Annotated in this window: 13 protein-coding genes; 9 read left to right on the top strand and 4 right to left on the bottom strand. The window is 70.4% G+C overall.

Features of this window, described 5'->3' with window-relative positions; all coding sequences use genetic code 11:
* The first annotated feature begins 100 nt into the window (after window positions 1-100).
* The 6 genes from glmU (at window position 101) to OFY01_RS12985 (ending at window position 5680) form a co-directional block, all read left to right on the top strand.
* Window positions 101-1564: a bifunctional UDP-N-acetylglucosamine diphosphorylase/glucosamine-1-phosphate N-acetyltransferase GlmU gene (gene glmU, locus OFY01_RS13010; RefSeq protein ID WP_323135506.1), complete on the top strand. Its 1464-nt coding sequence runs from the start codon at window positions 101-103 to the stop codon at window positions 1562-1564.
* A gap of 131 nt (window positions 1565-1695) precedes the next feature.
* Window positions 1696-2673, top strand: coding sequence for a ribose-phosphate diphosphokinase (locus OFY01_RS13005; RefSeq protein ID WP_266599427.1), 978 nt, complete (start codon window positions 1696-1698; stop codon window positions 2671-2673).
* A 208-nt stretch (window positions 2674-2881) separates the two neighbouring features.
* Window positions 2882-3475 carry a 50S ribosomal protein L25/general stress protein Ctc gene (locus tag OFY01_RS13000; RefSeq protein ID WP_266599426.1) on the top strand — a complete coding sequence of 198 codons (594 nt, stop codon included), beginning with the start codon at window positions 2882-2884 and terminating at the stop codon, window positions 3473-3475.
* Between the two features lie 122 nt (window positions 3476-3597).
* Window positions 3598-4197, top strand: coding sequence for an aminoacyl-tRNA hydrolase (pth, locus tag OFY01_RS12995; protein WP_266599424.1), 600 nt, complete (start codon window positions 3598-3600; stop codon window positions 4195-4197).
* Window positions 4198-4306: 109 nt separating this feature from the next.
* A complete protein-coding gene (locus OFY01_RS12990; protein WP_266599422.1) occupies window positions 4307-4795 on the top strand; it encodes a hypothetical protein in 489 nt (162 codons plus the stop codon).
* A 171-nt stretch (window positions 4796-4966) separates the two neighbouring features.
* Window positions 4967-5680, top strand: a complete 714-nt coding sequence (locus tag OFY01_RS12985) for a hypothetical protein (protein ID WP_266599420.1) — start codon at window positions 4967-4969, stop codon at window positions 5678-5680.
* 105 nt (window positions 5681-5785) lie between these two features.
* On the opposite strand, the gene ppc is transcribed toward OFY01_RS12985, so the two are convergent.
* Entirely contained in the window at window positions 5786-8557 is a 2772-nt protein-coding gene (gene ppc / locus OFY01_RS12980; RefSeq protein WP_266599418.1) for a phosphoenolpyruvate carboxylase, read from the bottom strand.
* Between the two features lie 372 nt (window positions 8558-8929).
* On the opposite strand from ppc, the gene OFY01_RS12975 reads away from it, so the two are divergent.
* Both OFY01_RS12975 and OFY01_RS12970 read left to right on the top strand, forming a co-directional pair.
* Window positions 8930-9922 carry an acyl-CoA desaturase gene (locus OFY01_RS12975; protein ID WP_266599416.1) on the top strand — a complete coding sequence of 331 codons (993 nt, stop codon included), beginning with the start codon at window positions 8930-8932 and terminating at the stop codon, window positions 9920-9922.
* A gap of 37 nt (window positions 9923-9959) precedes the next feature.
* Window positions 9960-10649 carry a TetR/AcrR family transcriptional regulator gene (locus OFY01_RS12970; protein ID WP_266599414.1) on the top strand — a complete coding sequence of 230 codons (690 nt, stop codon included), beginning with the start codon at window positions 9960-9962 and terminating at the stop codon, window positions 10647-10649.
* A gap of 176 nt (window positions 10650-10825) precedes the next feature.
* Here OFY01_RS12970 and OFY01_RS12965 read toward each other — a convergent pair whose 3' ends face one another.
* Window positions 10826-11203 carry a VOC family protein gene (locus OFY01_RS12965; RefSeq protein WP_266599412.1) on the bottom strand — a complete coding sequence of 126 codons (378 nt, stop codon included), beginning with the start codon at window positions 11201-11203 and terminating at the stop codon, window positions 10826-10828.
* Complete coding sequence (locus OFY01_RS12960) at window positions 11200-12027, bottom strand: trans-aconitate 2-methyltransferase (protein WP_266599438.1); 828 nt, start codon at window positions 12025-12027, stop codon at window positions 11200-11202. Before OFY01_RS12960 ends, OFY01_RS12965 begins: the two co-directional genes overlap by 4 nt.
* Before the next feature lie 87 nt (window positions 12028-12114).
* On the opposite strand from OFY01_RS12960, the gene OFY01_RS12955 reads away from it, so the two are divergent.
* Window positions 12115-12612: a MarR family winged helix-turn-helix transcriptional regulator gene (locus tag OFY01_RS12955; RefSeq protein ID WP_266599410.1), complete on the top strand. Its 498-nt coding sequence runs from the start codon at window positions 12115-12117 to the stop codon at window positions 12610-12612.
* 85 nt (window positions 12613-12697) lie between these two features.
* Here OFY01_RS12955 and OFY01_RS12950 read toward each other — a convergent pair whose 3' ends face one another.
* Window positions 12698-13504 carry a response regulator transcription factor gene (locus OFY01_RS12950; RefSeq protein WP_266599408.1) on the bottom strand — a complete coding sequence of 269 codons (807 nt, stop codon included), beginning with the start codon at window positions 13502-13504 and terminating at the stop codon, window positions 12698-12700.
* Window positions 13505-13797 lie beyond the last annotated feature (293 nt).

The raw sequence follows: 13797 nt of genomic DNA, 5'->3' as shown, positions 1-13797 counted from the left end.
GCGGGCCCCCGCCCCATTCCCCCAGCATTCCCCCCGCGAAACCCCCCGGTATCCTGCGGATGTCCACCCCACCGACCATCCGAAGCCAAGGGGCACACCCGTGAGCAGCGCAAACAGCACGCGCCCGGCCGCCGTCGTCGTACTCGCCGCGGGTGAGGGCACCCGTATGAAGTCCGCCACCCCGAAGGTCCTGCACGAGCTGTGCGGCCGGTCGCTCGTCGGGCACGTGCTGGCCGCCGCGCGGGAGTTGCGGCCCGAGCGGCTCGTGGTGGTCGTGGGGCACGAGCGCGAGAAGGTCGCCGCGCACGTGAACGAGGTCGACCCCGAGGCCCGCACCGCCGTGCAGGCGGAGCAGAACGGCACCGGTCACGCCGTGCGAATGGGGTTGGAGGGCCTCGGCCCCGCCGGGTCGCTCGACGGCACCGTGATCGTCGTCTGTGGCGACACCCCGCTGCTGACGGGCGAGACGCTCGCCGATCTCGCCGCGACGCACTCCGGCGACGGCAACGCGGTGACCGTGCTGACCGCCGAGGTGCCGGACGCGACCGGCTACGGCCGCATCGTCCGTGACGAGGCCAGTGGCGCCGTCACCGCGATCGTCGAGCACAAGGACGCGAGCGAGGCGCAGCGCGCGATCCGTGAGATCAACTCGGGTGTGTTCGCGTTCGACGGGCGGCTGCTGGCGGACGCGTTGAAGAAGGTGCGGACGGACAACAGTCAGGGTGAGGAGTACCTCACGGATGTGCTCGGGATTCTGCGTGAGGCCGGGCATCGCGTCGGGGCCTCGGTCGCCCGTGACCATCGTGAGATCGCGGGGATCAACAACCGCGTGCAGCTCGCCGAGGCGCGCCGGATCCTGAACGACCGGCTGCTGCGGCAGGCCATGCTCGACGGGGTCACGATCGTCGATCCGTCCAGCACGTTCGTCGACGTGACCGTGACGTTCGAGCGGGACGCCATGGTGCTGCCCGGTACGCAGCTGCACGGTTCGACGCGTATCGGCGAGGGCGCCGTGGTCGGGCCGAACACCCGGTTGACCGACACCTCGGTCGGTGCGGGTGCCCGGGTGGACAACACGGTGGCGGACGGCGCCGAGGTGGGGCCCGAGGCGTCGGTCGGGCCGTTCGCGTATCTGCGGCCGGGTACGCGGCTGGGACTCAAGGCCAAGGTCGGCACGTACGTGGAGACGAAGAAGGCCGTGATCGGGGAAGGCAGCAAGGTGCCGCACCTCTCCTACGTCGGTGACGCGGTCATCGGTGATCACACGAACATCGGTGCCGCGAGCGTCTTTGTGAACTACGACGGGGAGAGCAAGCACACGTCCACGATCGGGTCGCATTGCCGGACGGGTGCGGACAACATGTTTGTGGCTCCTGTCACGGTCGGGGACGGTGTCTACACGGCCGCCGGCTCGGTGATCACGAAGGATGTGCCGTCCGGTTCGCTGGCCGTGGCCCGTGGCCAGCAGCGGAATATCGAGGGTTGGGTGGCTCGTAAGCGTCCGGGAAGCGCGGCGGCGAGGGCCGCCGAGGAGGCTTCCCGGGAGCCGGGCGCCGAGGGCTGACCGGGACTGACCGGAAAGAGGTACGTCCCGACACGGCGTACCGTGATAGGTGCACACGATTCGCCTGGCTCGCTGCTAAAGGGACGCGCGGGCAGCTGCGGCGGACGAACTCGTCTGAGGAGACTAGTGCTGTGACCGGGATCAAGACGACCGGCGAGAAGAAGTTGATGCTCTTCTCCGGCCGCGCCCACCCCGAGCTTGCCGAGGAGGTCGCGCACCAGCTCGGTGTCGGGATCGTCCCGACGAAGGCATTCGATTTCGCCAACGGTGAGATCTACGTCCGCTACCAGGAGTCCGCACGTGGTGCCGACTGCTTCCTGATCCAGAGCCACACGGCTCCGATCAACAAGTGGATCATGGAGCAGCTGATCATGATCGACGCGCTGAAGCGCGCGTCGGCTCGCTCCATCACGGTCATCGTGCCGTTCTACGGTTACGCGCGGCAGGACAAGAAGCACCGGGGGCGTGAACCCATCTCGGCGCGTCTGATCGCCGACCTGATGAAGACGGCGGGTGCGGACCGGATTCTGACCGTGGATCTGCACACGGACCAGATCCAGGGTTTCTTCGACGGTCCGGTGGATCACCTGTTCGCGCTGCCGATTCTGGCGGACTACGTGGGCGCCAAGGTGGACCGCGACAAGCTGACCGTGGTGTCTCCGGACGCCGGTCGTGTGCGGGTGGCCGACCGCTGGTGCGACCGGCTGGGCGCGCCGCTGGCGATCGTGCACAAGCGGCGTGACAAGGACGTCGCGAACCAGGTGACCGTGCATGAGGTCGTGGGTGATGTCGAGGGCCGGGTGTGTGTTCTCGTCGACGACATGATCGACACCGGTGGCACGATCTGTGCGGCGGCGGACGCGTTGTACTCGCACGGCGCGGAGGACGTCATCGTGACGGCGACGCACGGTGTGCTGTCGGGTCCGGCGGCTGACCGGCTGAAGAACTCGAAGGTGAGCGAGTTCGTGTTCACGAACACGCTGCCGACCCCGAGTGAGCTGGAGCTGGACAAGATCACGGTTCTGTCGATCGCTCCGACGATCGCGTCGGCGGTGCGTGAGGTCTTCGAGGACGGTTCGGTGACCAGCCTCTTCGAGGGCGAGGCGTAGAAGCGCGCTGGAAGATCGATTTTGGTCCGGTCTCCCGCGCCGGGTAATCTGTTGAAGTTGCTCGGCGAGGGAGGCCGTTCACCTTGTGAGGGTGTTCGGTGGTCCGTTATCGACGCGCTCTTCGTAGCAGGCCGTTCGTGGCCGGGTGACCTGTCCGTCTTCTCTCGTCTCTCATCGAGGGAACTCACCCGTACGAGGAGTGATCATCATGGCCGAGGTCAAGATTTCCGCGGAGACCCGCACCGAGTTCGGCAAGGGCGCGGCCCGTCGCCTGCGCCGTGCCGACAAGCTGCCGGGCGTCGTCTACGGTCACGGTGGCGAGCCGCTGCACGTGGCGCTGCCGCACCACGACACGCTGATGGCGCTCAAGCACTCGAACGTGCTGATCAGCCTGGACGTCGACGGCAAGACCCAGCTGGTCATCCCCAAGGACGTGCAGCGTGACGTGCTGCGCACCGGCGTCCTGACCCACGTGGACCTGCTGGTCGTCAAGCGTGGCGAGAAGGTCTCGGTGGAGATCCCGGTGCAGACCGAGGGTGATCTGGCCCCGGGTGGCAACCTGCTGGAGCACGTGCTGAACGCGCTGCCGGTGCTGGCCGAGGCCACGCACATCCCCGAGTCGGTCACCGTGTCGGTGGCGGGCCTCGAGGCCGGTGCGTCGGTCCTCGCCAAGGACATCACGCTGCCCTCGGGTGTCGTGCTCGACGTCGACGAGGACGCGGTCGTTCTCCAGGTGCTGGCCTCGCAGGCCGAGGAGGCCGCCGCGGAGGCCGCCGCGGGTGAGGAGACCGCGGAGGCCTGAGCCTTGCGCGGTTGAACCGTGTGACCCTGTGTACGGGGTGGTGGGCGCGGCCCGCCACCCCGTTCCGCTGTTTCGACGTTTCGACGTTTCCGCGATGCGACACGTACACGTGAGGAAGGCGCATGTCCGACGAGAACGCTGCTGCCCCCTGGCTGATCGCCGGGCTCGGCAATCCTGGTCCCGAGTACGCGATGAACCGGCACAACGTCGGTTTCATGGTGGCTGATCTGCTGGCGCGACGGATGGGCGCGAAGTTCAAGCGGGCGACGAAGGGGCAGGCCCAGGTGGTGGAGGGGCGGATCGGTCCGCCCGGCCTTGCGAGTCGCCGTGTGATTCTCGCGAAGCCGATGTCGTTCATGAACGTCTCGGGTGGCCCGGTGACGGCGCTGCGGGACTTCTACAAGGTGCCGACGGCCCATGTGGTGGCGGTGCACGACGAGTTGGACATCGACTACGGGGTGCTGCGGCTGAAGCTGGGCGGCGGGGACAACGGGCACAACGGTCTGAAGTCGATCACGAAGTCGCTGGGCAGCGACTACCACCGGGTGCGGTTCGGGATCGGGCGACCGCCGGGGCGGATGCAGGTGGCGGACTTCGTGCTGAAGGACTTCTCGTCGGGTGAGCGCAAGGAGCTCGACTACTTCGTGGACCGCGCGGCGGACGCGGTGGAGGCTCTGGTGATCGAGGGCCTGGAGCGGGCGCAGTCGACGTACAACTCCTGAGGCGTACAACCCCCCGACGCGTACAACCCTCGACGCGTACAACCCCCGAGGCGTGCGGCTCCTGCGCGCGGGTTGACCGTTCGGTGGGTCATGGCCAAGGATCCCGGCCATGTCTTCTGCGGAGTCCGGGTCCGTCGCGGTGTCCGTGAGGTCGGCGTCCCGGCAGGTCGTGATGGCGGCCGTCGCCGTGCTGGTGCTGGCCGCCGGCGGATGGGCGTCGTGGGGCACGGCGCGGCGTCTGGTCTTCCCCGACGGGCTCGAACGGGGTTCGGTGACGGTGACCCGCTGTGCGGGGACACGGTGTTCCGGGTCGTTCGTGTCGGCGTCGGCGGGCGCGCCGGGTGCTTCGGTGTCGCTGGCCCGGTCGGCCGGGGAGAAGCGGGGGGTCCGGGTTCCGGTGGTGCGTGAACCGGGGTCGAAGGTGGTGGTGCGGTCGGACGGGGCCGGGTTCCTGGCCGCGTGGATTCCGCTGGGTGGGGCGTTGTTGCTGGTGGCGCCGTTGGTCGGTGGGGGGATGCGGCGGGGCCGGTGGGGTTGGTGCGCGGCGCTGGCGGGTGTGACGGTGCTGTCGGCGGCGTTCGCGGCGCTGGTGTTCTGAGGAGGCCGAGTGCCCTGATTGTTACGGGTGACTTTTGCGGCTCAGCCGTACAGATGTGGCGTACGGGGACAACTGTCGCTTGACGGGGGGTCACGGGCGCAGGAATCTGAAACACCTTCCCCCCACAGGCTTTCCCTCGTTCAGTCACGTTCTTCATGAGATGGACGGCCCATGCGCACCTTGACTTACGCGGGCGCGATAGCCGTGGCGGCCTCGGCCTCCCTGCTCGTCGCCCCGTCCGCATCCGCCACCGGCGCGCCCGGTGACAACGGAGATGTGAAAATCCACAAGTCCTCGACGAGTGAGGACCTGCGGCGTAACGAGCCCCACGTCTGCTCCTTCTACCTGGACGCCTTCGACTTCGACGGCGTGCAGAAGGTGGAGTGGCACATCGAGGCGTGGGCGCCGACGGCGAAGGTGAAGGGCGAGACGGTCAAGACCGGTTCGCTGACGCTCGACTCCGCCGGGCACGGCCGCACGGCGGACATGACGCTGCCCGACGGGCACTACAAGCTGTTCTGGAACTTCAACGGCGAGCACGGCAAGGCCAAGCACAAGGTGTTCTGGACCAAGTGCTCGTCGACGGGCGGGACCGGCGGCGGCACGCCGTCGGGGTCGCCGTCCGTGTCGGCGTCCGCCTCCACGTCCCCGTCCGCCTCGGCGAGCACGTCCGCTTCGGCGTCCCCGTCGGCGTCCTCGTCGTCCTCGGCGGTCGCGTCCGGTTCCACGGCTCCTTCGGCGTCGGCGTCGGCCGGTGGCGGGCTCGCGGAGACCGGAAGCAGCGCGCCCCTGGGGCTGCTCGGCACCGTCGCGGCGGCGCTCGTGGCGGCCGGCGGCGGGCTTGTCGTGTGGCGTCGCAAGTCGTCGGCGGCCCGGCAGCACTGATCCGGCGGTAGCCGGTCGTACGTGAGGGGCGCCTCCCGTTCTGGTGAACGGGAGGCGCCCCTCAGTCGTGCGCGGTCGCGCGTGCGGCCGAGGTGGCCGCCTGCCTCAGCCGGTGTTGCGCAGACCGGCGGCGACGCCGTTCACGGTCAGCAGCAGGGCGCGGGCGAGTGTCGGGTCGGGCTCGTCGCCCGCGGCGGCGGCGTCGCGCTGGCGCTTGAGGAGGGCGACCTGGAGGTAGGAGATCGGGTCGAGGTAGGCGTCGCGGATGGCGAAGGTCTGCTGGAGCACCGGGTTGGTGTCGAGGAGCTTCTGGCCGCCGGTGACGCGCAGCACCTCGCGCACGGTCAGGTCGTGCTCGGCCTCGATGTCGTCGAAGACGTGCTTGAGGTCGTCGGGGACGAGCGTGTCGACGTAGTGGCGGGCGATGCGCAGGTCGGTCTTGGCGAGGGTCATCTCGACGTTGGAGATGAAGTTGCGGAAGAAGTGCCAGTGCTCGTGCATCTCGTCGAGCACGGTGTCCCCCTCCTGCCGCAGGCCCGCCTCGCGCAGCGCCTTGAGGCCGGAGCCGACGCCGAACCAGCCGGGGACGATCTGCCGGGACTGGGTCCAGCCGAACACCCACGGGATGGCGCGCAGTCCGTCGAGCGAGACGCCGGAGCCGGGGCGGCGCGAGGGCCGGGAGCCGAGGTGCAGGTCGGCGAGCTGGTCCACGGGCGTCGACGCGACGAAGTACGTCGGCAGGTCCGGGTCCTCGACGAGTCTGCGGTAGGCGGCGTGGGCGGCGTCGGAGACGACGTCCATGGCGGCGTCCCAGCGGGCAAGGGCCTCGTCGGACTGGCGGGGTGCGGTGTGCAGGGCGGATGCCTGGAGGGTGGCGGCGACGGTCAGTTCGAGGTTCTCCCTGGCCAGCGACGGCACGAGGTACTTGTCGCTGATGACCTCGCCCTGTTCGGTGACCTTGATCTCGCCCTCCAGGGTGCCCCAGGGCTGGGCGAGGATCGCGTCGTGGGAGGGGCCGCCGCCGCGGCCGACGGTGCCGCCGCGGCCGTGGAAGAGCCGGAGCCGGACGCCGTAGCGGTGGGCGACGTCACGCAGGCGCCGCTGGGCGCGGTGGATCTCCCACTGGCTGGTGGTGATGCCGCCGAACTTGGAGGAGTCGGAGTAGCCGAGCATGACCTCCTGGACGTCCCCGTTGAGCGCGACGAGGCGCCGGTAGGAGGGGTCGGAGAGCATGTCTTCGAGGATGGTGTCGGCGGCCTTGAGCTCGTCGGTGGTCTCCAGGAGCGGCACGATGCCGATCTTGGCCCAGCCGGCGTGCAGGTCGATGAGTCCGGCCTCGCGGGCGAGGACGGTGGCGGCGAAGACGTCGTCGGCGCCCTGGCACATGGAGATGATGTACGACTCGATGACCTCGGGGCCGAAGACGTCGAGGGCGCGCTTGATGGTGTGGAAGACGCCGAGGGTCTTCTCTCCGGCGGCGTCGAGCGGTGCCGGGGTGGGCGCGAGCGGGCGGCGGGAGCGCAGTTCCTTGGCGAGCAGCTTGCCGCGGTAGTCGCGGGGCATGTCGGCGTAGCGCCAGGACTCCTCGCCGAGGCGGTCGAAGAGCTGGCCGAGGGTGTGGTGGTGGGCGTCGGCGTGTTCGCGTACGTCCATCGTGGCGAGTTGCAGGCCGAAGGCGGCGAGCGTACGGATCGTACGGTTCATGCGGCCTTCGGCGAACAGGCCGCCGCGGTGTTCGCGCAGGGAGCTCTGGATGAGGGTGAGGTCGCGCAGGAGTTCGGCGGTGCCGAGGTAGTCGCGGCCTTCCTCGTGGGGGGTGTTCTTCGCCAGCCGGGTCTTGGTGTTCTCCAGCTTCTGCCGGATGGCGGTGGCCTTGAGGCGGTAGGGCTCCTCGGCGTTGAGGCGCTTGTAGCGGGGGCTGATCTCGGGGAGGAGTTCGAGGTCGGCCTTGAGGGAGGCGAGGAGCTCGTCGGTGGCGCCGGTGTAGCGGATGGAGTTGGAGAGGAAGCCGCGCAGCTCGTCGATCATGTCGAGCGCGTCGTTGATGCCGTGCTCGTGCTGGAGGATGAGGACGTCCCAGGTGACCTGCGGGGTCACGTTGGGGTTGCCGTCGCGGTCGCCGCCGATCCAGGTGCCGAAGGTGAGGGGGCGGGTCGTCTCGGGGATGGTGACGCCGACGCGTTCGAGTTCGGCGGTGAGGTCTTCGAGTACGTCGCCGACGGCGCCGGCGTGCAGTTCGTCGAGGTAGTAGATGGCGTTGCGGGACTCGTCGGTGACCTCGGGGCGGACGACGCGCAGTTCGTCCGTCTGCCACACGAGGTCGATGTTCTCGGCGAGGCGGGTGTCGTAGCGGCGGCGGTCGGTCTCCAGGACGGGGGTCTCGAGGAGTTCGGCGATGCGGCGCAGCTTGCCCAGGACGGAGCGGCGGGCGGCCTCGGTGGGATGGGCGGTGAAGACGGGCCGCACGTTGAGGTGCTCGACGGTGGTGCGCAGGTGCTCGGGGTCGGCGTCCTTGAGGCGGTCGGCGGTACGGGCGAGCAGGCCGCCTTCCTCGGCGCGCTTGGCGCGCAGCTCGCGGCCTCGGTGCACCTGTTCGGTGACGTTGGCGAGGTGGAAGTAGGTGGAGAAGGCGCGGACCAGCTTGACGGCGGTCTCCAGCTCGGTGCCGCGCAGCAGCTCGGCGGCGGCTTCGCCGTCCTCGCGGGTGAGGCGGCGGACCTTCTCGACGAGTTCGAGGAGCTCGGGGCCCTCCTGGCGGACGAGTGTCTCGCCCAGAAGGTCTCCCAGGCGGCGGATGTCGGCGCGCAGCGCGGCCCCGGTGTCGGTTCCGCTGTCGGTTCCGGCGCTGGTGGCGGCGGTCTGATCGGCACTGCTCACGGGTGCGGCTCCTTGCAGTGGTGAATCGCTGGGGTGCATCACGTCTGGAGGGGAGAACCCCGGGAACGGGGTAGTAGTCCGGGGTGGAGATTCAGAGCGGACCGCGCTGTCCGACCGATTCCAAGGATATGTGCCCGTGTCGTCCGCGCGGCCGGGGGTCTCTTGCCGTCCGGCTACGCACTGCCATACTTACGACGCCGTAGGTTACGGAGCCGTAGGCATGTTCTGTCACGTCGTGGCACGCTTCTTGGCGGATCTCCTCGGTTCTCCTGACCCGTCACCGACCGTCTCAACCCTCTACACCCGAGTTACCTGCGTTACGCGCGGGACCTGTCTCACCTGCTGGACCTCTCGACTTACAGGGGACGCCCCATGGCCTCACGTTCCGATGTGATCGACGAAGCATCACGCAACACGCCGGGCGCGGCGGGCGGCGCGCTGCCGTCGGCGACGCTGGGCGGTGAGCGCAAGCGCTCACTGGAACAGCTGACGCTGCTGCTGTTCATCGTCGTCCCGTTCCTGGCGCTGCTCGCGGCGGTGCCGCTGGCGTGGGGGTGGGGTGTGAGCTGGCTCGATCTGGGTCTGCTCGTCGTTTTCTACTACATCGGCTGCCACGGGATCACGATCGGCTTCCACCGCTACTTCACGCACGGCTCCTTCAAGGCGAAGCGGCCGCTGCGGATCGCGCTGGCGGTGATGGGTTCGCTGGCGGTGGAGGGGCCGCTGGTGCGCTGGGTGGCGGACCACCGCAGGCACCACAAGTTCTCCGACGCGGAGGGCGACCCGCATTCGCCGTGGCGGTTCGGCGAGACGATTCCGGCCCTGATGAAGGGCCTGTGGTGGGCGCATGTCGGCTGGATGTTCGACGAGGAGCAGACTCCGCAGGAGAAGTACGCTCCGGACCTGGTCAAGGACCCGGCGATCCGGGCCGTCTCGCGACAGTTCGTGCTGTGGACGGCCGTGTCGCTGCTGCTGCCGCCGCTGATCGCCGGTCTGGCGACGATGTCGTGGTGGGGCGCGTTCACGGGGTTCTTCTGGGGTTCGCTCGTACGAGTGGCTCTGCTGCACCATGTGACGTGGTCGATCAATTCGATCTGCCACGCGGTGGGCAAGCGCCCGTTCAAGTCGCGGGACCGTTCGGGCAACGTGTGGTGGCTCGCGGTCCTGTCCTGCGGCGAGTCGTGGCACAACCTGCACCACGCGGATCCGACGTCGGCGCGGCACGGCGTGGAGCGCTGGCAGATCGACTCGAGCGCTCGCCTGATCCGCTGGTTCGAGCAGCTCGGCTGGGCGCACGACGTGCGCTGGCCCTCGCGCGAGCGGATCGACGCGCGCCGCAAGCCTCGGGTGGCCGACGCGGCCTGATGGACGGGGTTCGGTCACAGCACGGCATGATGGGTGCGTGGCGACCGATTCGAGCACCCGTGGCAGCACCACCACCTCAGGCACTGCGAGCAGCGAGAAGCAGCGGCGTGCGCGCCGTACCCGGATGACGGGCGCGGAGCGCCGTCAGCAGCTGCTCGAGATCGGTCGTACGGTCTTCGCCGCGAAGGGGTTCGAGGGCACGTCGGTGGAGGAGATCGCGGCGAAGGCCGGGGTGTCCAAGCCGGTGGTGTACGAGCACTTCGGCGGCAAGGAGGGCCTGTACGCGGTGGTGGTGGACCGCGAGATGCGCCAGCTGCTCGACATGGTGACCAGTTCCCTGACGGCCGGGCATCCGCGCGAGCTGTGCGAGCAGGCGGCGTTCGCGCTGCTCGACTACATCGAGGAGTACACGGACGGTTTCCGCATCCTGGTCCGCGACTCGCCCATCCCGCAGTCGACGGGTTCGTTCGCGTCGCTGATCTCGGACATCGCGACGCAGGTCGAGGACATCCTGGGCCGGGAGTTCAAGAACCGCGGCTTCGACGCGAAGCTGGCGCCGCTGTACGCGCAGGCGCTGGTCGGGATGGTGGCGCTGACGGGCCAGTGGTGGCTGGACGCGCGCAAGCCGAAGAAGGCGGAGGTCGCGGCGCATCTGGTGAATCTGGCGTGGCACGGGCTCGACGGTCTTGAGCCGAAGCCCCGGCTCATAGGTCACAGGAAGAGCTGAGTACGTCTGCGCCGGGGCGCGGGGAACCGCGCGCCCGGCCCCGGCGACGTGCCGCGCTCGCGGCTGCCCGGTGCGTGGCTCGCGGCTGCCCGGTGCGTGGGCGGACGCCTCCGCGGTTTCGCCGTGGCCTGCCGGGCCCCGCGGCCGGCCGCACGCGGATGCGGTCCCGCGCCCCTTCAATCCGTCGGCTCCAGGAATTCGAGCCGGTTGCCGAAGGGGTCCGCGCAGTAGAAGCGGCGGTGGCCGGGGAGGGCGTCGTCCCACGTCACGGCCACCCCCTGGGCCGTGAGCCGCGCCGCGTACGCCTCGATGCCGCGTACCCGGAGGCCGGGGTGCGCCTTGCGGGCGGGGCGGAACGGGTCCTCGATGCCGAGGTGCAGCCGTACGGTGCCGGCCTCGAACCAGCAGCCGCCGCGCGCGGCGAGATCCGGTGGCTTGGGGGTCTCGGTCATGCCGAGCGCGTCGACGTAGAAGGCGCGCAGGGCCGCCTCGCCGCCCGGGGGCGCGGCGAGCTGGACGTGGTCGAGCGACGTGATCGCCGCGGGTCCGCTCATCGCGCCTTCACCGCCACCACGAAGATCCGCCGGAACGGGAAGACCGTGCCGTGGCCGGTCGGCGGGTAGGCCGCGCGGAGCAGGGTCGCGTACTCGGTCAAGAACGCGTCGCGGGCGGCCGGGTCGTCGGCGAGCGCGGTGAGCACGGGGCGCAGGCCGGTGCCCTTGACCCAGTCGAGGACCGGGTCGTCGCCCTCCAGGAGGTGCAGGTACGTGGTCTCCCAGGCGTCGACCGCGCAGCCGAGACCGGCGAGGCGGTCCAGGTACGCGGCGGGGGTGTGCACCGCGTCGCCGTGGCGGAGTACTCCGGCGAGCCGGTCCTTCCAGCGGGTGGAGGCGGCGAGGTCGCGCATCAGTACGTGGCTGGGGGCGTCGAAGTTGCCGGGCACCTGGAAGGCGAACGTGCCGCCGGGCGCCACCGCGTCCACCCAACGCGGGAAGGCGTCCGTGTGGCCGGGGACCCATTGCAGCGTCGCGTTCGAGATCAGCAGGTCGTACGTCTGTGTGGGCGCCCAGTCGGTCGCGTCGGCGGCGGCGAGGTCGAGCGTGCCGCCGCCCGGCGTGGGCCCGGCGTGGGCGGCGGCGCGGGCCAGCATCTCGGGCGAGTTGTCGTAGCCGGTGATGTGGGCGGTGGGCCAGCGGGCGGCCATGAGGGCCGTGAGGTGGCCGGGGCCGCAGCCGAGGTCGGCGATGCGGGCCGGTTCCCGGGGCAGGTCGGGGACGCGGGCGAGCAGGTCGACGAAGGGGCGGGCGCGGTGGTCGGCGTGGCGGAGGTACTGCTGGGGGTCCCAGGTGGGCGAGGTGTCAGGTGTCGGAGGTGTCATGAGGTCAGGCTCGCGCGAATATATCTCGATGTCAAGATAGTTGACGTCAAGAGACTTCATGTCGACACACCCTCTACACTGATCGCCATGGAGGACGAGGTCGACCGTCTGGTCTCTGCGTGGCGCCGGGAGCGCCCCGACCTCGACGTGGAGCCCCTGGAGGTGCTCAGTCGGGTCAGCAGACTCGCGCGCCATCTCGACCGGGCCCGCCGCATCGCGTTCTTTGAGCACCAGCTGGAGCCGTGGGAGTTCGACGTGCTGACGTCGCTGCGCCGCGCGGGCGAGCCGTATCAGCTCTCCCCCGGTCAGCTGCTCACCCAGACCCTGGTGACCTCCGGCACCATGACCAACCGCATCGACAGGCTCGCCAAGAAGGGCCTGGTGGAGCGGCTGCCCGATCCGAGCGACCGGCGGGGCGTGCTCGTCCGGCTCACCGAGGAGGGCCGGGACCGCGCCGACCAGGCGCTGGCCGAGCTGCTCGAACAGGAGCGGGCGATCCTGGCGGAGCTCTCCCGCGCCCAGCGCGGCGAACTGGCCTCCTTGCTGCGGCAGTTGACAGCTCCGTTCGACAACATCCCCGGATAGCCGTCGGCCTGGGCCCCGCGCCTGCCCCGGCCCTGCCCCTGCCCCTGCCCCTGCCCCTGCCCCCGAGCCTGCCCGGCCCGGCGGGTCAGCTCGCCGCTTCCTCCAGGTCCGCGGGCCCCACCCCGGCCCGCCTGGCCAGCGCGACCGCGGCCAGGGTCGAGTGCACGCCGAGCTTGCCGAGCACGTTCTGCATGTGCGTACGGACCGTGTGCGGTGACAGGAAGAGGCGCTCCGCCACCGCCTTGCGGCCGAGCCCCGCGACCATGCAGCGCAGCACCTCCCGCTCGCGCGGGGTGAGCGACTCCACCAGCCGCTCCGACTCGGTGCGGTGCCTGCGCGCGGCGGTCAGCTCCCGCAGCACCTCCGTCAGCAGCGCGGGCGGCAGATGCGTCTCGTCGCGCAGCACGCCGCGTATGACGGTCAGCAGGCGGGACAGGGAGCAGTCCTTGGCGACCCAGCCCGACGCGCCCGCCTGCAGCGCGAGCGCGGCGCGGCGCGGGTCGTCCCGCTCGGCCAGCACCACCGTGCGTACGGCGGGCTGCCCCGAGCGCACCCCCGCCACCAGGGAGATCCCGTCGACGAGCCCGTCCCGGGGACCGTGGCCTCGCACGTCACCCTCCCGCGCCGCACCGTCCGGCACGGCAGCGGGCCCGCCGGCAGGCACCGCCGCCGGTCGCACGCCCCGCAACCGGGTGCCGGCGCCGAGGTCGGCGTCGACGAGCAGCACATCGAATCCGCGGCCGTCGGCGGCCGCCCGTTCCATGCAGCGCAGTGCGGCCGGGCCGCTGCCCGCCGCCGCGACGTCCACGTCGGGCTCGGCGGCGAGCGCCGCGGCGAGCGACTCGGCGAAGATGCGATGGTCGTCGACGACCAGGACCCGCGTACGAACCACCTGACCAACCCCCTTCCCCGGGCGACCCCGGGTTCCCGGGGCGCGGGGACATTCGACACCGGGGCCTGATCAACGCGGGTACGGCGCCCGGAACGGGGATCACCGCAGCCGCACGGCCGCCGCCGCGCTCGGACCGCTCCCCCACCCCGGGCGTCGTACCCGGCTGTCTCGCCCCCTGATCGGCACCGGCCCCCACCGGTGCTGTCCCTCAGAGTAGAGCCGCATTTCCTGAGGGGAAGACAATTCGCAGAACTACCACCCCTATGACCGACGCTCGACTGTCCAGCGCGTTT

Source organism: Streptomyces beihaiensis, assembly GCF_026274175.1.
GTDB lineage: Bacteria > Actinomycetota > Actinomycetes > Streptomycetales > Streptomycetaceae > Streptomyces > Streptomyces beihaiensis.
This window is presented reverse-complemented; position numbering and strand designations above follow the sequence as displayed.

What these genes read in the sequence shown, in the direction of transcription:
- OFY01_RS13000 (WP_266599426.1), top strand. Translation starts at nt 2,882, where the DNA reads ATGGCCGAGGTCAAGATTTCCGCGGAGACCCGCACCGAGTTCGGCAAG.
- pth (WP_266599424.1), top strand. Translation starts at nt 3,598, where the DNA reads ATGTCCGACGAGAACGCTGCTGCCCCCTGGCTGATCGCCGGGCTCGGC.
- OFY01_RS12990 (WP_266599422.1), top strand. Translation starts at nt 4,307, where the DNA reads ATGTCTTCTGCGGAGTCCGGGTCCGTCGCGGTGTCCGTGAGGTCGGCG.
- OFY01_RS12985 (WP_266599420.1), top strand. Translation starts at nt 4,967, where the DNA reads ATGCGCACCTTGACTTACGCGGGCGCGATAGCCGTGGCGGCCTCGGCC.
- OFY01_RS12975 (WP_266599416.1), top strand. Translation starts at nt 8,930, where the DNA reads ATGGCCTCACGTTCCGATGTGATCGACGAAGCATCACGCAACACGCCG.
- OFY01_RS12965 (WP_266599412.1), bottom strand. Translation starts at nt 11,203, where the DNA reads ATGAGCGGACCCGCGGCGATCACGTCGCTCGACCACGTCCAGCTCGCC.
- OFY01_RS12960 (WP_266599438.1), bottom strand. Translation starts at nt 12,027, where the DNA reads ATGACACCTCCGACACCTGACACCTCGCCCACCTGGGACCCCCAGCAG.
- OFY01_RS12955 (WP_266599410.1), top strand. Translation starts at nt 12,115, where the DNA reads ATGGAGGACGAGGTCGACCGTCTGGTCTCTGCGTGGCGCCGGGAGCGC.